General features: G+C 58.3%; 27 protein-coding genes. 13 read left to right on the top strand and 14 right to left on the bottom strand.

The annotated features are described in order from the left end of the window. Nucleotides 1–125: 125 nt before the first annotated feature. On the bottom strand, nt 126–635 hold the full coding sequence (locus tag L1P08_RS04910) for a tetratricopeptide repeat protein (protein ID WP_303618883.1): 510 nt from the start codon (nt 633–635) through the stop codon (nt 126–128). Nucleotides 636–880: 245 nt separating this feature from the next. Between L1P08_RS04910 and L1P08_RS04915 the strand changes: the two genes are divergently transcribed. Further along, nucleotides 881–1663 (top strand): NAD kinase, encoded by a 783-nt coding sequence (locus tag L1P08_RS04915; RefSeq protein WP_303618884.1) that lies wholly within the window; start codon nt 881–883, stop codon nt 1661–1663. On the opposite strand, the gene L1P08_RS04920 is transcribed toward L1P08_RS04915, so the two are convergent. From L1P08_RS04920 to L1P08_RS04930, 3 genes are all read right to left on the bottom strand, one after another. Next, nucleotides 1660–2862, bottom strand: a complete 1203-nt coding sequence (locus tag L1P08_RS04920; RefSeq protein WP_303618885.1) for a DUF2336 domain-containing protein — start codon at nt 2860–2862, stop codon at nt 1660–1662. The two genes, L1P08_RS04915 and L1P08_RS04920, sit on opposite strands and share 4 nt — an antisense overlap. Before the next feature lie 83 nt (nt 2863–2945). Continuing rightward, a complete protein-coding gene (locus L1P08_RS04925; RefSeq protein ID WP_303618886.1) occupies nt 2946–3755 on the bottom strand; it encodes a transglycosylase SLT domain-containing protein in 810 nt (269 codons plus the stop codon). Between the two features lie 62 nt (nt 3756–3817). Next, nucleotides 3818–4396 (bottom strand): nitroreductase family protein, encoded by a 579-nt coding sequence (locus L1P08_RS04930; protein WP_303618887.1) that lies wholly within the window; start codon nt 4394–4396, stop codon nt 3818–3820. Between the two features lie 117 nt (nt 4397–4513). On the opposite strand from L1P08_RS04930, the gene L1P08_RS04935 reads away from it, so the two are divergent. Next, on the top strand, nt 4514–5521 hold the full coding sequence (locus L1P08_RS04935) for an RgsD C-terminal domain-containing protein (RefSeq protein WP_303618888.1): 1008 nt from the start codon (nt 4514–4516) through the stop codon (nt 5519–5521). Nucleotides 5522–5661: 140 nt separating this feature from the next. Beyond that, nucleotides 5662–5907, top strand: a complete 246-nt coding sequence (locus tag L1P08_RS04940; RefSeq protein ID WP_303618889.1) for a PilZ domain-containing protein — start codon at nt 5662–5664, stop codon at nt 5905–5907. Between the two features lie 42 nt (nt 5908–5949). On the opposite strand, the gene thrS is transcribed toward L1P08_RS04940, so the two are convergent. From thrS to L1P08_RS04960, 4 genes are all read right to left on the bottom strand, one after another. After that, a complete protein-coding gene (gene thrS, locus L1P08_RS04945) occupies nt 5950–7908 on the bottom strand; it encodes a threonine--tRNA ligase (protein ID WP_303618890.1) in 1959 nt (652 codons plus the stop codon). Nucleotides 7909–8048: 140 nt separating this feature from the next. Continuing rightward, nucleotides 8049–8321, bottom strand: coding sequence for a hypothetical protein (locus L1P08_RS04950; RefSeq protein WP_303618891.1), 273 nt, complete (start codon nt 8319–8321; stop codon nt 8049–8051). Between the two features lie 36 nt (nt 8322–8357). After that, nucleotides 8358–8678, bottom strand: coding sequence for a membrane protein insertion efficiency factor YidD (yidD, locus tag L1P08_RS04955; protein ID WP_438268438.1), 321 nt, complete (start codon nt 8676–8678; stop codon nt 8358–8360). Then, nucleotides 8675–9118 (bottom strand): iron-sulfur cluster assembly scaffold protein, encoded by a 444-nt coding sequence (locus L1P08_RS04960; protein WP_303618892.1) that lies wholly within the window; start codon nt 9116–9118, stop codon nt 8675–8677. The genes yidD and L1P08_RS04960 overlap by 4 nt, the downstream gene beginning before the upstream one ends. Nucleotides 9119–9269: 151 nt before the next feature. Between L1P08_RS04960 and folE the strand changes: the two genes are divergently transcribed. Further along, nucleotides 9270–9896 (top strand): GTP cyclohydrolase I FolE, encoded by a 627-nt coding sequence (gene folE / locus L1P08_RS04965; protein ID WP_303618893.1) that lies wholly within the window; start codon nt 9270–9272, stop codon nt 9894–9896. Between the two features lie 15 nt (nt 9897–9911). Further along, complete coding sequence (hisI, locus tag L1P08_RS04970) at nt 9912–10364, top strand: phosphoribosyl-AMP cyclohydrolase (RefSeq protein WP_303618894.1); 453 nt, start codon at nt 9912–9914, stop codon at nt 10362–10364. Here hisI and L1P08_RS04975 read toward each other — a convergent pair. Further along, a complete protein-coding gene (locus L1P08_RS04975; RefSeq protein WP_303618895.1) occupies nt 10336–11100 on the bottom strand; it encodes a rhomboid family intramembrane serine protease in 765 nt (254 codons plus the stop codon). The genes hisI and L1P08_RS04975 overlap by 29 nt on opposite strands. A 187-nt stretch (nt 11101–11287) precedes the next feature. Between L1P08_RS04975 and L1P08_RS04980 the strand changes: the two genes are divergently transcribed. From L1P08_RS04980 to L1P08_RS04990, 3 genes are all read left to right on the top strand, one after another. Continuing rightward, nucleotides 11288–11944 (top strand): PAS domain-containing protein, encoded by a 657-nt coding sequence (locus tag L1P08_RS04980; RefSeq protein ID WP_303618896.1) that lies wholly within the window; start codon nt 11288–11290, stop codon nt 11942–11944. A gap of 109 nt (nt 11945–12053) precedes the next feature. Further along, entirely contained in the window at nt 12054–12686 is a 633-nt protein-coding gene (locus tag L1P08_RS04985; RefSeq protein ID WP_303618897.1) for a PilZ domain-containing protein, read from the top strand. A 228-nt stretch (nt 12687–12914) separates the two neighbouring features. Beyond that, a complete protein-coding gene (locus L1P08_RS04990) occupies nt 12915–13547 on the top strand; it encodes a transglutaminase-like cysteine peptidase (RefSeq protein WP_303618898.1) in 633 nt (210 codons plus the stop codon). A 97-nt stretch (nt 13548–13644) separates the two neighbouring features. On the opposite strand, the gene L1P08_RS04995 is transcribed toward L1P08_RS04990, so the two are convergent. Next, nucleotides 13645–13971: a DUF6949 family protein gene (locus tag L1P08_RS04995; protein WP_303618899.1), complete on the bottom strand. Its 327-nt coding sequence runs from the start codon at nt 13969–13971 to the stop codon at nt 13645–13647. A 112-nt stretch (nt 13972–14083) separates the two neighbouring features. On the opposite strand from L1P08_RS04995, the gene L1P08_RS05000 reads away from it, so the two are divergent. Next, entirely contained in the window at nt 14084–14767 is a 684-nt protein-coding gene (locus L1P08_RS05000; RefSeq protein WP_303618900.1) for a hypothetical protein, read from the top strand. A gap of 27 nt (nt 14768–14794) precedes the next feature. Here L1P08_RS05000 and L1P08_RS05005 read toward each other — a convergent pair whose 3' ends face one another. From L1P08_RS05005 to L1P08_RS05015, 3 genes are all read right to left on the bottom strand, one after another. Continuing rightward, entirely contained in the window at nt 14795–15013 is a 219-nt protein-coding gene (locus L1P08_RS05005; protein WP_303618901.1) for a DUF3126 family protein, read from the bottom strand. 109 nt (nt 15014–15122) lie between these two features. After that, the gene (cysE, locus tag L1P08_RS05010) at nt 15123–15947 is read right to left on the bottom strand and encodes a serine O-acetyltransferase (RefSeq protein WP_303618902.1); all 825 of its coding nucleotides are present in this window, start codon (nt 15945–15947) and stop codon (nt 15123–15125) included. Nucleotides 15948–16024: 77 nt separating this feature from the next. Further along, entirely contained in the window at nt 16025–16777 is a 753-nt protein-coding gene (locus L1P08_RS05015; RefSeq protein ID WP_303618903.1) for an alpha/beta fold hydrolase, read from the bottom strand. A 162-nt stretch (nt 16778–16939) separates the two neighbouring features. Here L1P08_RS05015 and L1P08_RS05020 point away from each other — a divergent pair, with 162 nt between their 5' ends. The 4 genes from L1P08_RS05020 to L1P08_RS05035 all read left to right on the top strand — a co-directional run bounded on the left by L1P08_RS05020 (nt 16940) and on the right by L1P08_RS05035 (nt 20514). Further along, the gene (locus tag L1P08_RS05020; protein ID WP_303618904.1) at nt 16940–17185 is read left to right on the top strand and encodes a zinc-finger domain-containing protein; all 246 of its coding nucleotides are present in this window, start codon (nt 16940–16942) and stop codon (nt 17183–17185) included. Between the two features lie 10 nt (nt 17186–17195). Beyond that, entirely contained in the window at nt 17196–18383 is a 1188-nt protein-coding gene (locus L1P08_RS05025; protein WP_303618905.1) for an FAD-dependent monooxygenase, read from the top strand. A gap of 141 nt (nt 18384–18524) precedes the next feature. Next, on the top strand, nt 18525–19856 hold the full coding sequence (locus L1P08_RS05030; RefSeq protein ID WP_303618906.1) for a TCR/Tet family MFS transporter: 1332 nt from the start codon (nt 18525–18527) through the stop codon (nt 19854–19856). A gap of 127 nt (nt 19857–19983) precedes the next feature. Next, on the top strand, nt 19984–20514 hold the full coding sequence (locus L1P08_RS05035; RefSeq protein ID WP_303618907.1) for a GNAT family N-acetyltransferase: 531 nt from the start codon (nt 19984–19986) through the stop codon (nt 20512–20514). 10 nt (nt 20515–20524) lie between these two features. Here the strand turns inward: L1P08_RS05035 and gnd are convergent, their stop codons facing one another. After that, nucleotides 20525–21937, bottom strand: coding sequence for an NADP-dependent phosphogluconate dehydrogenase (gnd, locus tag L1P08_RS05040; protein WP_303618908.1), 1413 nt, complete (start codon nt 21935–21937; stop codon nt 20525–20527). Nucleotides 21938–22146 lie beyond the last annotated feature (209 nt).

The following is a 22146-nucleotide window of genomic DNA, read 5'->3' on the forward strand; positions in this document are numbered from 1 at the left end:
CCCTGCCGTTTTGTCAGGCTTTGACATCTACTGAGATACAAATACAAAAAAACGCCGCATGGTTTGATCCCCATGCGGCGTTTGTTGTTTGTGCGGCCGCCTGAGGGCGTACCGTCCGTGCTGCGTCAGGCGCGCGTTGCGGCAGCGTCGGCCAGAAGCTGAATGTTGTTGGCGATGATGATATTGGTCGGTGCCAGATCAGCGGCCTTGCGGAAATTGATCAGCGCGGTCTTCAGATCACCCCGCAGCATGTGGGAGTAACCGAGATTGTTGTAATACTGCACGCTGCCACCGGTCATGTTGTAGAGCGCATCATAAACCCGGTCGGCCAGGTCGAAGCGCCCCAGACGGTCATAGGAAGCGCCAAGGCCGACATAGCCCTCGGGGTTGTCAGGCGACAGGTTGACGGCCTTTTTGTAATAGGCTGCCGAATATCCGAAATTATTGGCGCGGAAATGGCCGCGCGCCTCGGCAAGCACCCCGTCCGAGGTATAGATGCCGTCGCTGGGCAGTTCGGCAATCTTGGCCGGGCCGCCACCAAAGGAACCCATTGAGCTGCAACCGCTCAGCGGCAGCACTGAGATTGCTGCGGCGAGCAGGCCGTATTTCAAAAATCCAATACCAGCATAGCGCATTTGCTTTGCCCCCAAATAGCCACCGGTTGTTCCGGTTTGTGACTTAACAAGCGCTACATTAGGGACCGACCAGATTACGCCGGGTAAATGTTTAAGGTTTCCACGCGTTAGGCTTAATGGGCGGTTATGACCGATTTCCGGCAGAAAACGGCCCGTTTTGCTGATGTTGGCGGGATGCCGGCAAACAGCACTCTGGCCTCACCGCCAGCACCATGCTACCGACATAATCCGATTTGACGGGGAGTATGATCTTGGGGCGCTTTTCCACCGACAAAATAGCTTTCATGTCCAGCGGCACGGCAGAGGCCGAGGCGGCGACGGAAGCATTGCGTGAGCGGTATGGTGATGTTGGCGTGTCCAATGCGGAAGTCATCGTTGCGCTTGGCGGCGACGGCCTGATGCTGCAGACACTGCATGATGTCATGCAGCGCAATATTCCCGTTTACGGCATGAATTTCGGCACTGTCGGCTTTCTGATGAATGATTTCGGCATGGACGGGCTGGTTGAACGGCTGGAAGCGGCGATGCCGACCGCGATCTACCCCCTGTCGATGGATGTGCTAGATGCCAAGGGCGACCGGCATGCGGCGCTGGCGCTCAATGAGGTGTCGCTGTTCCGGGCCAGCTATCAGGCCGCGAAAATCAAAATCCTGATCGATGGCAAAACCCGGCTCGAAGAAGTGATTTGCGACGGGGTGTTGCTGGCAACGCCTGCCGGCTCGACCGCCTATAACCTTTCAGCGCACGGGCCAATTCTGCCCATCGACTCGCCTGTTCTCGCCCTCACCCCGATTTCGCCTTTTCGCCCGCGCCGCTGGCGCGGGGCCATTCTGCCCAACAAGGCGGTGGTGACATTTTTTACCAGCGAGCCCGAGAAACGCCCGGTCAGCGCGGTGGCAGACAATGTGGAATTCAAGAACGTGGTTGAAGTGACCGTGCGCGAAGACCGCACCAATGTGGTCACCTTGCTATTCGACCCAGGGCACAGCCTTGAAGAGCGGGTGCTGAACGAACAGTTCCAGTTCTAGGCGGCGGGCAAGGCGGCGAAGGCCGGCTCTGTGTTGGGCAGCGCGCGTCCATCTTCAGCCTGCTCGGCAAAAGCGGGCAATACGCCGCGCGCGGCCATGCGCGCCAAGCCGATATTCTGCTCGTTGAGATAGGCAAAGGCTGTTTCAAGATCGACCGGGATATCGCCGCCATGCTCTTCGATCAACTCGTCGATCAAGGCGGTGACGACGAAATGGCGGGCCGCCAGATCATCCGAAAGGTCAGCCCGGCGGGCGTAAGACACGAGTCGCGCCAACAGGTTACGCATGGGCGCTGACAATCCACATTTGGCAAATAGCGCATTGAGCGCCGCGCGGCTGCCCCGATCAAGAATGGTGAAAACCTTCTCACGCGGGGTATCGGCCAGAATGCCCACGCAATCCGCAAAAAACAGCACATGGCCATTGACGATGGCGTGCAACATGCGGCGCGGATTGATCCGGTCTTCCTTGACCATTTGCGCGGAAAAAGCGCCGCGTGCCGCGCCGGCTTCCCGCTCACCAATGGCTGTCATGGCGTTGTCGGTTGCATCACGCAGAACCCGTTCAAGCCGATTGGGTGCGACTGCGCCCTTGACGATCCGGGCCTCGGACAAGGCATCGCGCACCAGCTCGACCAATTGATAGCGGGCGGCAGCGGAGAGTTCCTTGCGCTTGAGCAAGGCACCGCGAATTTTGGCATCTGTGCCCTTGGTGCGGGCCAGCTCATCGAGCATGCCGGCGGTCAGGGTCACGTCGTCGCGCCCCAGAACCTGCAAGGTGATGCCGCGCAAATCGCGGGTCAGCAAGGTCTGCGCGATACGGGTGCTCAAGTGCGGGCGTCTGGCAATCACATCGAGCATTGCCTCGTCGGCCGTGCCGATGATGGACAACAGATCGGCATCAACCAGAACGGGTGAATATTGTGCGACAGCGCGGGCGATGACCGGGGCGTCATGCAAAAGGGACATCATGATCGGGCGTGGCGCGCATTTGGCATGCAAGAGGCCATAAGCCAGCGCCGCCCGCACCTTCACTGAAGCATCATCGAGGAAGCCGATCAGGGCCGCATAGAGCGCCGCCTGTTCGTCGGCAGGGCCTTTGTGCCCGACAAAGGCCACGGCTGCATAATGCGCTGCCTGCCCCCGCGCATTGCTGTCGCCCGAACCGGAAAGTTCCACGAATTGTTGATACGCAACCATACTAACCTCCAACGAATGAAGGTACTGTAGCCGCTAAGATTTAAAGATTGGTTCACCATAACGGTGCTGGCAAAAAATGCGGCCTACTTGTTGTAAAGCTGCACAAAAAAGCCAGAGCTGGCGGCACCCGGCGCGACAGGCGACTGGGCATCGGCTTGCGTATTTTCACTTGAGAAAAGACTGCGGAACGACATATCCAGCGGGTCTGCGGCCACCAAAGGACCGCCGGGCAGTTCACCGCCGGCCATTTGCTGGGCCGTAAATTCAGGGCGCGCGCCACCTGCGTCCACATCATGTTTGGCCACCAGCGCCTTATAGACCTGACGGATGGTGCGTGCTTCGCCGTTCGCGTAGAAAATGGCGCGATTGGCCTCGGCCTGACGCGGGAACAGGTTGGCGGCAATCTGATCCGGGTTTTCCAGCCCCGCCTCGAACATTTTCGCCGCCCCACCCGCGCCGAGAAAATGCGCAATATAGAGTTCGCCCGCACTTGGCATGCGCCCGAAACGTTCGCTGAGGTAATCCCCATTCCGCCGGGTGAAAGCCGCCGCGAGGTCGGCGGCAATCTGGGGATTTTCGCGCAGCTTCAACACCTCGGCGCGCAGGTTTTTGTCAGGGATCGTGAAATCACCATCCGCATCTGTGACAATGGCATCTGCATAACGCTGATAGCCCAGACGCGGCCCATCGGACTTCATCACGTCGAGCCAGGTATTATCGAGAAACTGGAACAGGCCGACGGCAGAAGACGTGCGCGCCTTTGCCGACGGGTTGAGACTGCTCTCGCGCATCGCCGTTTGCAGCAGGTAATCGAAATCAACGCCATTCTTTTCGCCCGCGCTGTTGAGCACGGCGGCAAGTGTGGGCGGGACACGAATAGACTGAACGGCCATCAGGCTGATTCCAACGGGTTGATGGGAAATCCTACCAGATTTTCAGCTTTTATACGATGGCGTCAGCCCTGCCACTTGCTCACGACATCAGCCAGTGCCGGACGATCGCGATCCTCGAGCGTGGTTTGCGGCGTGCCGATATGAACAAAGCCGACAAATTTCTCGCCCGGCTTCGCCCCCAGCATTAGCGCCGCTTCCTCATCATAGGCATACCAACGGGTGACCCAATGGGCAGCAAAGCCAAGCGCAAACGCGGCATGCACCAGATTGAAGGCAACGCAACCGGCCGAGAGCACCTGCTCGAATTCCGGTATTTTGGGGTGCGGGCTGGCGGTGCTGATGACACCGACCGTAAGGGGCGCGGGCAAAAAGCGCTGCTGCTCTGCCTCAAGGGCTACGGCCTCAATATCCGGATTGCGGCGTTTGGCGATTTCGGCAAGGCGGGCACCGGCAAGCGCGCGTTTATCCCCCGAATAGGTGACAAGACGCCAGGGCGCCACCTTGCCATGATCGGGCACACGGGTGGCAATTGTGAGCATTTCCTCGAGTTCGGCGGGGTTTGGGCCGGGTTCTGCGAGAAATGGAAGGGTGACAGAACGTCTGGTTTTGAGATAGTCGAGCAGTTCGGGAATTCGAGACATAGATCTTTCCTTGATATTCAGACCTCTTATGACACAGGTTTTCCCCAATCCAAGCCTAAGCGTTAAGACACACCAAGTTTTATCCCCCGGACCTTTCTTATGTGCTCAGTTCTGTAAATGCGTCGACTGCTGATTCTTCTTTTACTGGTTTCCCTTACCGCTCCCCTCGCCGCCTGGGCGCAGGAGACGCCGCCGATTCCGCGCGCCCGGCCTGACCGTGGCGAGGATGTGGCCCCGCAACCGGTGCAGCCAATGAACCAGGGCGACCCGGAACACGGCAATGCAGCGCTTGATGCGCTGGCTGAAGCCTTGCGCAGCCGCGAGCAGACGCCGGAAACATCATCGCCCAGTGCTGGCGGCCCGCCGCTTTCGGTAACGCTATCGGCCAAAATATCGGAAGACGGGGCCATTATTCCTGACGGGCTGACCTGGCGGGTATTCGACACCAAGACCGATGCGACCGGGCAGCTCGCCCTTTTGGGCAAGTCGGTCAATTCCATTGCGGTATTCGACCTGCCGCCGGGCGATTATGTGGTGCATGTGGCCTATGGACGGTCCCAGGCCACGGACACGATGCATATCGAGGCCGGGGTTACAGGCAAGACGATCATTCTGGATTCAGGAGCGCTACGCCTTGGGGCGGCGATTTCGGGTGATATTCCCATTCCCGACAATGATCTCAAGTTCGATATTTTTGCCACCAGCGACGGGGAGCATGATCGTTCGCTTGTCGCTGACGGCATCAAACCCGGCGACATGGTGCACCTTAATGCGGGCGTCTATCACATCATTTCGCGGTTTGGAAAATACAACGCCCTGGTGCGGGCGGACCTCAGGGTCGAGCCGGGCCAGATTACCGATGCAACGCTTTATCACCGCGCCGCCCGTGTCAGCCTGAAGCTGGTATCCGATGAGGGTGGCGAGGCCATTGCCGATGTGGAATGGACGATCAAGAGTGCAGAAGGTGATGTGATTTATTCCAATGTCAGCGCCTTTCCCTCGCTGGTGCTGGAGGAAGGCGATTATTCGGTCGTCGCCAAGCGTGGCACCAATGTCTACAATCGCGACTTCAATGTGCATGCCGGATCGCCGACCGAAATCGAGGTTTTGACGAGCGTTTATTAGGGCATCCGCTGCATCGGGAAACGTGCCCAACGCAATTCATCACATTTGATTCAAACTGGCTGGATAAAACACGCTTATTCAAAAAGTTCTTTGGGCACTTTCAGCCTCTGTAGCAAACCCCAGAAAGAGGAGTTATCAGAGTGCGCTCTCAACGTGATAAACGGCTTTCGCCGCGGAGAACTGCTGCTATCCCCGCCGTGATTACCCATGGCCGGGGCGCTGCGAAATGCATTATCCGCAACGTGTCCGAGACCGGTGCCAAAATCGAGGTATTGTCGGTCGGGCAGATTCCGAACACGTTCAGGCTGGTTGCATCAGGCCATGAGCAGCATCAATGCCGCGTTGTCTGGCGGACGCTGCGCGAACTGGGCGTCGCCTTTATCTAAAATGGAATGGACCGGCGGCACACAGCGCCGCCGGGAATAAAATCAGGCCAGATCGGGCGGCAGGCTTTCAGAGACCAGCTCGTTCATGGCTTCCGCAAAAGGCATGACCTTTTGCCCATCGCTGCCGAGCCGCCGGACGGACACCGCCCCTTCTTCCGCCTCGCGCTTGCCCACCACATACATGACCGGGACCTTGCCCACCGAGTGCTCGCGCACCTTGTAGTTGATCTTTTCGTTGCGCAGATCGATTTCGGCGCGGATGCCGGCGGCGCGCAATTCAGCCACTAGGTTTTGGGCGTAAGGATCAGCTTCGCTGACAATGGTGGCCACCACGACCTGAACCGGGGCCAGCCAGAGCGGCATGCGCCCGGCATGGTTCTCGATCAGGATGCCGATAAAACGCTCCAGCGAGCCGAGAATGGCGCGGTGCAGCATGACCGGACGCTGGCGCGAACTGTCTTCCGCGATATAGGAGGCATCGAGGCGCTCCGGCAGCACGAAATCGAGCTGCAGGGTGCCGCATTGCCATGAACGGCCAATGGCATCCTTGAGATGGAATTCAAGCTTCGGCCCGTAAAAGGCACCCTCGCCTTCAGCAATCTCGAAATCACGGCCGGTGGCCCGAAGCGCGTCGCCGAGACCCTTTTCGGCCAGATCCCAGACGGCATCCTCGCCAGCACGGGTTTCCGGACGGGTGGCGAGCAGGATTTTCACCTCGGTGAACCCGAGATCCTCATAAACCGAATCCAGCAGCGCACAGAAGGCTTCGGTTTCGGACTGGATCTGGTCCTCGCGGCAGAAAATATGGGCATCGTCCTGGGTCATCTGCCGGACGCGCATCAGGCCGTGCAGCGCGCCATGGGCCTCGTTGCGGTGGCAGCAGCCGAATTCGGCCAGCCGCAGCGGCAGGTCGCGATAGGATTTGATGCCCTGATTGAAGACCTGCACGTGGGCGGGGCAATTCATCGGCTTCAGCGCCATGAGGCTGGCATTGCCCGAAAGTACCGGCTTGCCCTCCTCGGTCGAGGGGGTCTCGTCGGGGACCACGAACATGTTCTCGCGGAACTTGCCCCAATGGCCGGACTTTTCCCAAAGCTTGTTGTCGAGGAGCTGCGGGGTTTTGATTTCCTTGTAGCCGGCCGTGTTCAGACGGCGGCGGATATATTCCTCCATCTGATTGTAGAGCACGAAACCCTTGGGGTGCCAGAAGACCGAGCCCTGGGCTTCGGACTGGAAATGATAGAGATCCATTTCCTGGCCGATGCGGCGATGGTCGCGCTTTTCGGCTTCCTCGAGCATGGTCAGATAGTCATCAAGCTGCTGCTTGCTGGCCCAGGCGGTGCCATAGATACGGCTGAGCACGGCGTTATTGCTGTCGCCGCGCCAATAGGCACCGGCAACCTTGGTCAGCTTGAAGGCCTGGCCAACATCTTTTGTCGAACGCATATGCGGGCCGCGGCACAGATCGAACCACTGGCCCTGCTTGTAGATCTTGAGGTCCTGATCGGCGGGGATCGCATCGATCAGTTCAACCTTGTAATCCTCGCCCTTGGCCGCAAAGACCTTTTTGGCTTCGTCGCGGGACCAGATTTCCTTGGTGAACGCCGCGCCGCGCTGGATGATCTCGGACATCTTTTTCTCGATGGTCTTGAGATCTTCCTCCGAGAATGGCTCATCGCGGGCGAAATCATAAAAGAAACCGTTCTCGATGACCGGGCCGATGGTGACCTGGGTTGAAGGCCAGAGTTCCTGCACGGCTTCGGCGAGCACGTGGGCGGCGTCGTGGCGGATGAGTTCGAGGGCTGCCTCATCATCGCGGAGGACAAAGGCAATCTCCGCGCCGTCGGGCAGCACATCGGAGAGATCGCTCAACACGCCGTTGACGTGCATGGCCACGGTTTTCTTGGCCAGGGACTTGGAGATGGATTCAACTACGGTGGTGCCGGTGGTGCCCAGCGCATATTCGCGTGTGGCGCCATCGGGGAATTTTACCGTAATCATGTTCCGTCTCCAGAATTGTATTGAAAAAACCGGGATTATTCCCGGCAGCGAAGCTGCTTAACACTGCTTGCGCGCGGGGGGAAGTGTTTCAAGGCATTTGAAGGAAAGGCGGCTAGCGCCCAAAAGACGATTGCCTGCAATCAGGCCAGCATATTGATGCTGTCCATGGTCTTGTTCAACGCATCCTGCTTTTCCTTGACCTGCGCCTGAATGCGGTCAATTGCGGTCTGGCGGGCATTGTCGACCGAGCCCATGAGATTGTTGATGAAGGTTGTGCTGAGCGAGGATGCGAGGGCGGAATTTTTCGCCTGGAATTCGGCAACCATGGTGCGGCGCTTGGCGGCGGCTTGCGCTGCCACTTTATAGGCCGACTGTTTCGGCATCCAGTTCATCGATTTGCGCGCAACTTCCATGATGCCCCAACATGACACACTTGCGTTAAAGCTGCGTTAATCCCTACCGCCGGTTTGCCGCCAGTAGCCATAGCGCCAGGGCATATACCAGTGTGCGCGCTGGGGCAGTTTTTCGGGTACGGGATCATAGCCATGGGTGCCGCCGGGCCGGCAGCGCCAGATACGGGCCGCCCCCATCCAGCCGCCGGGCCAGAAGCCGTGCTGCCAGATAGCGCTGGCCGTGAATTCCGAGCATGTGGGCAAGTGACGGCACGAGCGGCCAACGAGCGCCGAGAGCGTGTAGCGATAAATGGTGATCAACAGAACGGCGAGCAGTTTGAACGGCAAATCCACCAGCGCCCAGAAGCGGGCAATCAATGCCCCTGCCCTTTTTCGATCTGGTCGAGACAATCGACGATCGCTTCAAAGACCAGCATGGTGGAGGCATGACGGGCGGTATAGCTGCGCACCGGTTCCAGATATTTCAAATCCTGCCAGCGGGCACCGGTTGGGGGTGGCCCATCGTTTTTGAGCATGGCGAACATTTCGTCGCGAAGCTGGCGCAGCTCGGCTGTACTGGCCCCAATGATATTTTCCGCCACAACAGAAGACGCCGTTTGCCCCAAGGCACAGGCAGAAATGTCGTGCGCATAATCGGCGACAATGCCATTGCGTATATTGAGATCAACTTCAACAATTGACCCGCAGACACGCGAGACTTTGCGCGCCGAGGCATCCGGGGCGTCAAGACGCGGGATTTCGGGCAATTTACCTGCAATTTCAAGGATCTTGTCGGAATAGATGTCTGACAGTTCCATTTTTTAGTACAATCTGTTTGCTTGTGAGAAGCGGCACCCCCCTTATATAAGGCGGGTTCAGCGCAGTGCCAGTCCCAATCTATGGTGCTGAATTGATCCAATTGAATCCCGGACACGTATTGATTACGCATCATGGATGGAGGAGCGGCCCATGGACGCCCGTATGAAGCCTGACAGCGCCGGCCCTGCGATTGCGGGCTCTGCCGGACGCCCAAGCCGCGCGGAAGTTGAAGCCGCCGTCCGCACGCTTATTGCATGGACTGGAGACGACCCCACACGTGAAGGCGTCAAGGAAACCCCTGCCCGCGTTGCCAATGCGTTTTTGGAATTGTTCGCTGGTTACGAACAAGACCCCAAGGCGATTCTTGAAAAGACGTTCAAGGAAGTGGGTGGCTATGACGACATCGTTCTGATGCGCGACATTCCTTTTCATTCCCATTGCGAACATCACATGGTGCCATTTTTTGGCAAGGTGCATATCGCCTATTTGCCGCATGACGGGGTTGTGGGCCTGTCGAAACTGGCGCGGCTGACCGAGGTTTTTGCCCGGCGCCTGCAAACGCAGGAAAACCTGACGGCACAGATTATCGACGCCCTGAACGAGCACCTGAACCCCCGCGGCGCGGCGGTGATGATTGAAGCCGAGCACATGTGCATGTCGATGCGCGGTGTGCATAAACATGACGTGCAAACGGTCACCCAAAGATTTACCGGTGTTTTTGCCGAAGAGCGGGCGGAACGCGACCGGTTTTTTGCTATGGTCACCGCACCGCGCTAACACCCAGGAAATACCATGACAATCAGCTTCACCAACCCTGAAGGCCTCAGCCATGCGGCCCTTGAGGAAGGCACAGACTTCGCCCCGCGCTTTGACACAAACGGACTTGTGACCGCCATCACGCTGGAGGCGGGCAGCAATGTTGTGCTGATGCTGGCGCATATGAATGAAGAAGCCTTGCGGCTGACGCTGGAAACCGGAGACGTGCATTATTATTCGCGCTCGCGCGGCAAGCTTTGGAAAAAGGGCGAAACCTCGGGCGAGGTGCAAAAGCTGGTGGAGATGCGCACGGACTGCGATCAGGACGCGGTGCTGGTTTATGTCAATCAAACCGGGCGCGGCGCAGCCTGCCATACGGGCCGCAAAAGCTGCTTTTTCCGCCGTGTTACGGTTTCAGGCGAAAATGCGGCGCTGGAAGATACCGGCGAGCCCAGACTGTTTAATCCGACTGAGGTGTATTCCGGTTAAATTCGCGTCTGGCCTGCTGATCACAGAGGGTCGCGAGCAACAGGCCTGCGAAAAAACCGCCGAGATGCGCCTGCCAGGCAATGGCGATACCGCCGCCGCCGGTTACCAGTGGCAGAAGCGGGGTAATGGCATTCAGCCCGATCCAGATCAGGGTAAAGGCCCGCGCCCGCGAATTGCGCAGCAGACCCGCAAGGGGGAGCAATTGCCGCCCATACCCTACCGGCGCACCGGTTTCGGGATCGCGGGCGATAACGACGGGAGGCTGAAACACGAACCGGACAGCCACGCCGGTCAGCCCTGATATGCCCCCCGACGCGCCAACCAGCACCCCAACCTGCCCCCAGGCTGTGAGCAGATAGGCAAAAGCCCCGGCAAGCGCACTGATAAAAAAGACAATGAGAAACAGCACAGGGCCATAGCGGCGCGCGACGGGCGTACCGAAAATGGCCAGCCAGGCGGCATTGATCAGCACATGCTCCCAACTGGCATGCATCAGCGCATGGGTGAACGGCGTCCAGAGCAATGGCCACGCCCCACCCGGTGCCCCGGCAAAATCAGTGACGCGCAGCGGGATGAATGCAAACCAGATGATGAGCTGGTTGCGCCCCTCGGCATCGAGCACAAACAATGTTGCGACATGCACCAGCACCAGAAAGGCGACACTGTACAGCACCGTCTGCGGCAGGGTGAAAATGGGCTGATGGCCCTCGGCATTGTTGTTGCGATCGTCGCTCATTGGCTAGGGCCCTGTTTTTTCTGATCTTCGTGCATTTATTGCACAGCTTTGTCCACATTGGCTTGCCCGCATTAACCTTAACCAATGTTTAAGGGCGATTTTCCGCGCCAGTTTTGCGACATTCACTGCACAGAACGGGGCATCACAACCCCAGACTTCGTTAATGGAAAAGCTGATGGGCGGGAACATGCAAAAAGCGACTTCACGAGCGCTCTATGACTATTGGAACAGCTTGCGTGGTTCGCGCAGCGCCCCGGACCGTCGTGATATCGATCCGACCCGCATCCGCACGGCCCTTGCCAGCACATTCATTCTAGAGACCGCCGAAAACGAGGAAAGCTTTCTGTTCCGTCTCGCCGGCTCCCATCTTTGTTCTTCCTATTGCCGTGAGCTTAAAGGGCGCTCCTTCTCCGGGCTCTGGCACGACAAGGACAGCGACGCCATTTCTACCCTGATCCGCGCCGTCACCGAGGATCATGCCGTCGCACTTGTCACTTTTCAGGGAACCACTGCGGTGGGCACCCAAACCTCGTTTGAAACCATTTTGATGCCGCTGCGGCACAATGGCAGCACCTCCTCGCGCATTCTGGGCGGGATGACGGCGCTCGACGAGCCCTACTGGCTGGGCGTGCAGCCCATTCTTGAGCAGCGCATCACCGGTTTGCGGCTGATCTGGCCGGATGACCCCTCGATGCGGCATGAAGGCCAGGACATTGCCATGGCGGTGGAAGCCAATGCCATGTGGCCGGACAGCGACGCCCCGGCACCGCTGCCTGCCCGCGTGCACGGCAACAGCGCCCGGCGTTATGCCCATCTGGCTGTTATCGATGGTGGCCGCGCCTGAGGGGCATAATCGGTCAACTAGCGGATATTTACCCGCTGCAGCTTACCAACGCTTAACGAACAGTCGCTAAACTTGACCCGTTGATTCTGGTTGTGGTCCGTTTATCATCATGTTCGATTTCGAAACTCGTGAGCCTATCGCGCCCTTGCAACAGGGTGCTTCGACAGAGGCACCCCGCTTCCAGCGGGTTCGTGTATCGATTTTAGGCCGCTATATGCTGGCTGATCGCCGTGAGTTTCCCTGCCAGATTATCGAGATGTCGCCGGGCGACGCGATTGTTGTTGCGCCGACCGCCGGCAAGATCGGCGAGCGGGTTATTGCCTATCTCGACCATCTCGGCCGGGTTGAAGGCACTGTGAAGGAAATCGTCGATGGCGGTTTCGTTGTCGATCTGACCGCATCGGCGCGCAAGCGCGAGCAACTGGCGGCACAGCTGACCTATCTGGCGAACAAGGACATTCTCAATCTGCCTGAAGACCGGCGGCATGAGCGGCTTGTGCCGGACAATCGCCATTCCTCCATCCTTCTGGATGATGGCCGCCGCTATGACTGCAAGATTATCGACATTTCCCTGTCGGGTGCAGCGATCGAGATTGCCGTGCGGCCCGCTTTGGGCACACCGGTGACCCTTGGGCGGATGCGGGCGCGGATTGTGCGGCACTTTGATAATGGTGTCGGCGTCGAGTTCAGCTCGGTGCAGGAAATGCTGACTGTTATCCAGCAAAGCCTGCGGCTTAACTAAAACCCTGCTTTTCTTTAGGTTTTAACGTCCTGCGCGCTGAACGCGGGACGTTTTGTGCTGTCTGGCATCCAGTTTTGCCGAAGCATGCACCCGCGCGCACGCGCATGCTTAATACGACCTGAATTCGGGCGGCTCAATTAGACTCAAATTCGTCTAAAAACTGCTTATCAGTTTTCGGATCGCCGAAATTGCCGATCCCTAGTGTGCCTCCTGTCAGGGAGACACATTATGACTGTTCAAATAAACAAAGTTATCGGGCTTGCGGGCATCCTAATGCTCATACTGCTTGCAAGTTCGGACCGCGCCTGGGCAACCGGGTTCATCGATATCAGCAATGCCGCTTTCGCCAATGTGAGTGATCGCCAGACCAGCATTCCGGTGGGGCATGCCGAATTTTGCCGCACGCGGCCCGCTGAGTGCACGATCAATGCCCGTTTTGTTGCGGCGGAAGAGCTCTCGAATGCGAAATGGCAGCAATTGCTTGCGGTCAACAGCTTTTACAACACATCCATCAAGCCGATGACGGATGAAGACCTTTATCAGGTCAAGGAATTCTGGACCTATCCGTCCGCCTATGGCGATTGTGAGGATTATGTTCTGGCCAAGCGGCGCGCGCTGATTGAAGCGGGCTGGGCTGCGTCGACATTGATGATTGCCGTCGTGCGCCAGGAAAATGGCGAGGGCCATGCCGTGCTGATGGCCCGCACCGACCGCGGCGACCTGATCCTTGATAATCAGGAAGGCATGATCAAACTCTGGAATGACACGCCCTACCGTTATGTCAAACGGCAGTCGCAATATGACGCCGGCCAGTGGGTCGACATCTATGATGACCGCACCACAATCCTTGCGAGCCGCTGACCAGCAGAACAAGCTCCCGGGTCTGCCCTCCCCCTGACATGCCCGCAGACCTAAAAGAAAACGCCCCTGGTGCCTTTGGCCCGGGGCGTTTTTTTATTTACATGCCGCGAGCAGCCAACCAGATGCTCATCAACAACAGGCCGGTGATGAAGGCCCAGCCGAAGGCGACGAAAGACGCGAGCAACATTGATGTGGCGGAAATGGACTGCCCCGGCTCGGTGCGAAAGCCCATTTGCAGCATGATATAGGGCCCGCAAATGAAGCTGAATGCGAGGCTGCCCAGCGAACGAATGTAGGTTTTGCCGGCATAACTCAGCTCGGCCTGCGACTGTGACACGAATTGATAGAGATGCGTGCCTGCCCCGGCCGCACTCAGCCCCACAGCCATGATGAACACTGCAAGGCCAAATTCATTGATCACCATTGTTCATTTCCCCAAAACGCGGCCCTGCCGGCCAATTTTAACTATTCATTAAGCATATCAGCCCCCTAATTGACAGTCATTAGAACTCAGTCAAATTGGTTAACGACGGCGCATGGCCAGCCCCGACACCTACAGCAAGGACGCTGCCGGTTCTCATCAGTCACATGTTGCGTTCAATCTGAGCGTCATTGCGCTTGTGGTCATGCTCGTGGGCATTGGTGCCGCTTATCTGCTCGATGCGGCGGGCCGACAGCAGGTGCATCTGCCGGACCTGCGCACAGCCGGGCCAAGTGTGGAAAAAATCATTGGCGGGCACAAGCTGGGCATCCCACCGGCATGGTTTCGCTTTGAAGACCAGCGGGTGGCGGGATTTTCGGACAAGGTTGACCTGATTTTTGCGTTGCCGCTCGGCCCTGACAATCACATGCGCGAGGTGATGGTTACACTATCGCCGCGCAGCCGGGCCCGTTCGAGCGCGCGGTTGCTTGATGCTGTTTATCTGCACAAGTTTTTGCCGCAGCAACTTGAGGGGCCGCCGGGGCTTGTGGGCAAGCCACTCCGGGAAGAAGGCGGGTTTGCCAAGGAGACGGTCTGGTATGATCCGCTTTCAGCCAATCCATTTGTGACCAAATGCATGCAGCCGGTGATGGCTGACCAGCCGGCGAGCTGTGTCAGGACAATTGTGGCGGGGAATGAGGTCGCGGTGACCTATGTGTTTGATATGCGCCTGATGGAAAACTGGAAGCGCTTTGATACCGAAGCCGGCAAATGGCTGGCCAAGATCGACGGGCTTTAGCGCGCCGGCCAACCGGCGCGCCAAGGTTTAGCTGACTTCGTCGAGATCGACGTCGAGAATGGCCATCTGGAACATGTAGGACCGGTCGCCGTCTTCATCATCGAGATAGAGCACGCCGATGAATTCTTCGCCCAGATAAACTTCGCAAGAATCGTCCTTGCGTGGCCGGGGGCGCACATCGATGGCGGCATTGCCGAATTTCTGCTGCAAATAGGTCTGCAGCTTGATGATTTCCTGATGTTCCACGGGCCGTTCCTTCAATTTCGCGTATTGGCTTTGGGCGGTTCTAGCGGCTCAGGGCCTTCAAACCAATGCCGCGCGGTGTTTTTCCCCGCCGATCACAGGCAGCGATTGCTTACTTGTCGATGCTGGACAGCACCATCTGGTCCATGACAGAGGCCGGCTGGGCGCACCCTGCCTCGCCGATAATCTTGGCGGGGACACCGGCGACGGTTTTTTGCGAGGGGACATCCTTGAGCACGACCGAGCCTGCCGCGATGCGCGCGCAATTGCCGATGGTGATATTGCCCAGGATCTTGGCGCCTGCGCCGATGAGCACGCCGGAGCCGACCTTGGGATGACGGTCGCCATCGTCCTTGCCGGTGCCGCCGAGGGTGACGCCTTGCAGGATGGAGACATTATCACCGACGCTGGCCGTTTCACCAATCACCAGACCGGTGGCGTGATCGAGCATGATGCCCTTGCCCATGACAACGCGCGGATTGATGTCCGTCTGGAACACCTGGCTGGCCCGGCTTTGCAGGTAAAGCGCCATGTCGCGGCGCCCCTGATTGTAAAGCGCATGGGCGAAGCGATGGGTCTGGAGGGCGTGATAGCCCTTGAAATACAAGAACGGCTCAATGGCGCGGTGGCATGCTGGGTCGCGCTCGAGGGTTGCCGCGAGGTCGGCGCGGGCCGCCATGCCGATTTCGGGCGCTGAATTTATGATGTCGTCGAAAGCCTGCCGCAACAGGTCCGCTGAAACGTCACGATGATCAAGGCGCTCCGCCAGCCTGAAGGCGAGCGCTGATTCAAAGCTGTCATGGTTCAGAACTGTCGCTGCGACCATGCTGGCGAGCGAGACTTCATCGGCGACAATCTGATGCGCGCCTTCAACGATCGCTGCCCAAACCGGATCGACCGATTTGACCGCGCTCTTTGTTTTTGCCGAACTGACCATGCTGCTCTCCGGTTTTCGAGCTAGATATATAGAGTATAAGCGCGTCGAAAACAAAAGGTTCACGACAGTTTCATTAATCAGGGATGACGTTGCAGGAAGGCGAGAACGCCTGTCTTGAACTGCGGATCTCCCGTTGCACGCATATGATCGCGCCGCTCGATCACCAGAACCTCTCCTTGTGGCAGAAGTTCGGCCAAGGGTTCTGGCGCCCCTCCCACATCGTCTTCGCTGCCCACCGCGACAAGGGCGGGCACACTGATTTTTTTCACATCATCCGCCGAAATCCGTGCCCGTGATCCCGCCATGCAGGCGGCCAGGGCCTTGCGGTCGCTGCGGGTATGATCCGCAAATATGCGGAATTGCCGGGCGGTCTTGTGGGTTACACTGGACAAGGCGGGTGAGAGAAGCCCCTCGATAATCTCTTCTGAGTTCGACATGCCGTGAATCATGTTGATGCCCAGCCCGCCGAAAATCACCGCGCGCACCTTTTCCGGCGCGTCGAGGGCGGCGAAGGCGGAAATGCGCGCGCCCATGGAATAGCCAAGCAGCACAGCCGGGCCGATGCCCAGATGATCGATCAGGTTAATGGTGTCCTTGGCCATTTCGCGGGCGCTGTAATATTCCGAATCATAGATTTTTTCGGACTGGCCGTGCCCGCGGTTATCGATGGTTATGGCCTGATAGCCAGCCTCGGTCAGGGTTTCGACCCAGCCCGTTGCCACCCAGTTGACCTGACCGCTGGAGGCGAAGCCATGGACCAGAACCACGGGCGGGCCTTCGCCATAGGTTTCATAGGCAATCTCGAAGCCTTCGGATGTGAACTTTGGCACGGGCGCCTCACTGGGTTGGTGGTTGGGGTGGTGATTGATATTTTCGCGTCATAGCAAGCTGCGGCTGATAGTCCAACCATGTCAAAAGGCATGCGATGGGTCTGGCATTTCGGCTTTCGCTTCGTTATGGTCCGGCTCGTTGACGGCTGAAGGGCAAATCACATGGCACATGGTGGCGTTCCACACTTTCACAATACCGACGGTGTTGCACAAATCGAAATCGGTGCGAAGGAATTCCAGTGTATTGGTGCCCTGCCCCCGTTTGACCATCCGCATGTTTATCTGGACATGGGCGCGGACAACGAGATTGTCTGCCCGTATTGCTCGACCCATTATGTCTATAATTCCAAATTGAAGGCCGGGTCCGCGAATCCGCTATCGGCCATTTTTACTCCCGTAACAGCCTAGTTTTACGCTCATGGCCGCCAGGCCCCATCGCAATATCTATATCGCCGGGGCCGGTATTGCCGGGCTGACGCTTGCGCTTGCGCTCGCAAAGCTTGGTGCGCGGGTTACCATTCTTGAACGTAATGATGCGGTGCAGGAATTCGGCGCGGGACTGCAAATCAGCCCCAATGCGCGCCGGGCACTGAATGCGCTTGGTCTCGACAAGGCCCTGCGCCAGGTGGCGTTTGAGCCGGATGGCATCGATATCTACCCGTTCGGGCATGAACAGCCCCTCACCTCACTGGTGCTGGGCGAGACAGCGCGTGAGCGCTTCGGCCTGCCCTATGCCGTGATGCACCGGGCCGATCTGGCGCAGGCGCTATTCAAGGCGTGCAAGCCATTTGCCAATGTCGACATGCAGTTCGGTATTCGCGATTTCTCGGCCACCAACACGGCCGACGGCGTTTCAATTGTCATCGACAAGCCCGGCGGAGACAAACAGCCGGTCAAGGCGAACGCGTTTATCGGTGCGGATGGTGTCGGCTCGCACACCCGCACTGCGCTCCTTTCAGGCGGTGAAGCTTCTTATTCAGGTTATGTCGCCTGGCGGACGCTGGTTGATCTCGATGCGCTGTCGCCGGGCCTCTCGACCACGCATACGAGTTTGCTCTGGGGTCCCGGCTTTCATGCCGTCGCCTATCCAATGCCCCATCGCGACAAGATCAACATCGCCCTGTTCGCCCGGGAGCCGCTGTCGCTTGGGTTCGGCATTCGCCCCGCCCCCAACCTGCCTTCCAAGGCCCGGCGCGATCCACGATTCGCCTCGATTCTCGAACGGGCTGACGAATGGACGCACTGGCCGCTGGCAGCGGTATCAACACCGCGCTGGCACATGGGCCGTATCGGGCTGATCGGTGACGCGGCCCATGCCATGCTGCCGTTTCAGGCGCAGGGCGCGGCGATGGGTATTGAAGACGCTGTCATGCTGGCCCCGATGCTGATGGCGGAAAGCAATGCCGAGGCGGCATTCGAACAGTTTGAAACGGCAAGGCGGGCGCGGGTGACACGTGTTGCGGCCATGTCTGAGGCCAATGGCCGGGTTTTTCACATGCGTCGCCCCTTGTCGCTCGCCCGTGATGCGGTTGTGCGATTGCAGGGACCAACGGGACATTTAAAGCGGCTTGGCTGGCTTTATGACCACGATCCGGTCACGCGTTGAAACTGTGGCGGGCCGCCGCCATGTTGTTGCTATGCGGCACCTCTAGCGTGCCGGGGCGGCTTGCATCATATCTGCCGCGCTTGCGTTGTCGGCAATGCCTGTGTCAAGTGACCAAACCAAAGAGACAAAGCGACTCAATTCATGACTTTAGCCCGCGATTCAAAGCTCACGCTTGTCTTTATCCTGACGACCATCCTCCTGGACATGGTGGGGCTTGGCATCATCTTGCCGGTTCTGCCTGAACTTATTCTGCAACTGACAGGCGATACTGTTGCCCAGGGCGCGGTGCTGGGTGGATATCTGGTCTTTGTCTATGCGTTGATGCAATTCATCTTCTCGCCCATTCTGGGCAATTTATCCGACCGGTTCGGGCGACGTCCGGTTTTGCTGCTGTCTCTTTTGGGGCTGACAATTGATTATCTGCTGATGGGGTTTGCCCCTTCAATCGGCTGGCTGTTTCTCGGGCGGCTGCTGGCCGGGATTTCCGGCGCGGCCGTGAGCACGGCAACCGCCTATATCGCCGACATCACACCGCCGGAGAAGCGTTCACAGCGGTTTGGCCTGATTGGTGCCGCCTTTGGTCTTGGCTTTATCATCGGCCCGGTCGTTGGTGGCGAACTGGGCGAGTTCAGTCCGCGTGCGCCCTTTTATGCGGCGGCGGCACTGGCCTTTGCCAATTTGCTGTTCGGTCTGTTTGTGCTGCCCGAGAGCCTGACCATGCGCAACCGGCGCCGGTTTGATTTCAAGCGCGCCAATCCCTTCGGCGCGATTCTGGCATTCCGGCGCTATCCGGCCGTGCTCTGGCTGTTGGGCGCGCTGTTTCTGTTCGCCATGGCCGGGCAGAGCTATCCCTCTGTGTGGAACTTTTTCACCATCGAGCGCTTTCAGTGGAGCTCGTCACAAATCGGGCGGTCTCTGGCCGTGTTCGGTATTCTGTTTGCGTTGATTCAAGGCTTTCTCATTGGCCATGTCATCCGGCGGTTCGGCGAAAGCGTTACCGTGATGCTGGGGATGCTGGCCGGGGCGATCGCGTTTTTTGGCACCGCCTTCATTCACACACCGGTTGGATTATACGGCTATCTGGTTGTGGGGGCTTTTACCGGGCTTGCAGGGCCCGCGATCAACGGGCTGATGTCGCGGCAATTGCCGGACAATACCCAGGGCGAATTGCAAGGCGCAATCAATGCGGCCAATTCGCTGACCGCAATTATCGGGCCTGTGGCAGCGACCCAGCTGTTCAGCTTTTTCACCACCTCGCCGCGCGCGCCGAGCTATTTTCCGGGTGTGCCGTTTTTTGCCGCCGGTATTCTGACGGTTTGTGCTGCGGCTGTTTTCGTCTACGCCTCCTGGCGCTTCGGGTTGCGGCGCAGCCCGGATACGGTGCAGGACAGATATGCGCCGGATATGGCAAAGCCCGGCGAAATCGCGACCCCGCCGCATGACAGACGCCGGCCCCGCCGAAAACGGAACTAGGATTTTCCCTGAGATTTCCGGACGTGTAGCGGCCCTTGCGTAAGGGCGAATACGCGCTTTTTCAGAATACATGATTTAGGCGTTTTCCTGCCCCAACAGCGTCGCAATCTTCATCGATCCAGACCCCATGCTTACCTTGTTCACGACTCAGCGCTGCGTTCTGCGCACGATTGATGAAAGCGACTTTGCCGAAGTCGCCCAGCTTTATGACAATCCCGATATCGGGGAATTTCTTGGCGGCAGAATCAGCCCCGAGGATTTTGAGGCCAAGTTTGCCGCTTTGCTGGTGAAGGGCAAAAGCCTTGTGTTGACCGTGCGGCTGGCCGAATCCGAGGTGCTGATCGGGCTGATCGCGCTTACCCGGCATCATGACCGGGCCAATACCGAAATCTCGTTTCAGTTCCTGCCGCAGTTTCAGGGGCGCGGCTATGCGCATGAAACGCTGACCGGCCTTGCAGATTATGCGTTTGAGACCCTCAACGTACCGCGCCTCATCGCCAAAATCATCGCGGATGATGCCCGTTCAAAGCAGGTGGTCACACGGCTGGGCATGCGCGAAATTCGCACGGACGAACGGGATGGCGTGGCCAAAATTATCTATGGACGCCCAAAAGAAAAGGCCGAGCACGACGATGTGCCCGGCCTGCAGACTGGTTAGCTTGCTGGCCCTAGTTATCGAGCGTTGAGGGCCATACGCCATGCTGCTCGCCTTCGCGATCCAGCATTTCGAAACCATGGGCACCGAAGAAATCGCGCTGCCCCTGAATAAGGTTCGCGGTGCCACGGGCCTGCCGATAGCTATCGAAATAGCTGAGAGAGGCAGACAGGCAGACCAGCGGAAATTCACCCAGGGCACCCGCAGCCACAACCTTGCGCAAGGCTGTGTGCGAATCCTGCATGACAGCGACAAAATCCGGCACCATCAGCAGGTTCTGATTACCGCCCTTGGCATAGGCTGCGGACATCTGGTCAAGAAAGCGGGAACGGATGATGCAGCCTGCACGCCAGATCTTGGCGATTGTGGCCAGTGGCAGGGCCCAGCCGTTTTCTTCCGAGGCCTTTTGCAACACCGCAAAACCTTGTGCATAGGCGACGATCTTGCCCGCCAGAAGCGCTTTTTCGAGATCTTCGAGGGTAACATCCGCGCTGCCGGCTGAGGGCTTGCCATAGACTTTTTCAGCTGCAACCCGCTCATCCTTGACCGAGGAGACGGAACGCGCGGCGACTGCCCCTTCAATGGCGGTTGCAGGCACGCCCATTTGCTGGGCGGCGATGGCGGACCAGCGGCCTGTGCCTTTTTGCCCGGCCTTGTCGAGAATCAGATCGACCAGCGGTTTGCCGGTTTTATCGTCGGTGTAATCGAGGACGTGGCCGGTGATTTCGATCAGATAGGAATTGAGCGGCCCCTCATTCCATTTCTTGAACACTTTGGCGCATTCGCTCGGGCTCATGCCCAGACCATCGCGCATGACACCATAGACTTCGGCAATCATTTGCATGTCGGCATATTCGATGCCGTTATGGATGGTTTTGACGAAATGGCCCGCGCCGCCTTCGCCGAGATAGGCGCAGCAGCTTTCGCCGTTGAACTTGGCGGCAATCGCGGTGAGCACCGCTTCTGCATTGTGCCATTGCTCCTTGGAGCCGCCGACCATGATTGAGGGACCGTGACGGGCCCCCTCTTCGCCGCCGGACACGCCGACACCGAGATAGCCGATACCCTTGGGGGTGAGATAATCGAAGCGGCGCTGGGTGTCGGTGAACAGCGAATTACCGCATTCGATAATGGCGTCGCCCTTGTCGAGATGGGGCAGAAGCTGCTCGATCATGTCGTCAACCGGCTGTCCGGCCTTGACCATGATGATGATGGAACGGGGGCGTTTTATCGTTTGAATAAACTCAACCAGGTCGGCCTTGCCGATAATCCGGTCTGCCAGATCGCCCGCATTGGCGATGAAATCGTCGATCTTTGACGCAGTGCGGTTGGTGACCGCGATGGTGTGGCCTTTTTCAGCAATATTGAGGGCCAGATTTGAGCCCATAACGGCAAGGCCGATCAGACCAATATCAGCAGTCGACATGAAATCCTCCTGAAGATGGGAATACGCGTGCGGGCGTTGTCCTGAACACTGGACATGCAGCGGCATGTCAGCACAAACTGCACCTGCGTCTGAATAGATTTAACGATAATCCCCGTGTGTACGGTAGAGCATGGTTATCGGACAGGCGCGGTTCGGGATCAAGCCCCGGCGTGCACAATTGCGGCGCGGGGCATAGGGGAGACACCTGC

This window comes from Mariluticola halotolerans (assembly GCF_021611515.1).
GTDB lineage: Bacteria > Pseudomonadota > Alphaproteobacteria > Rhizobiales > Devosiaceae > Mariluticola > Mariluticola halotolerans.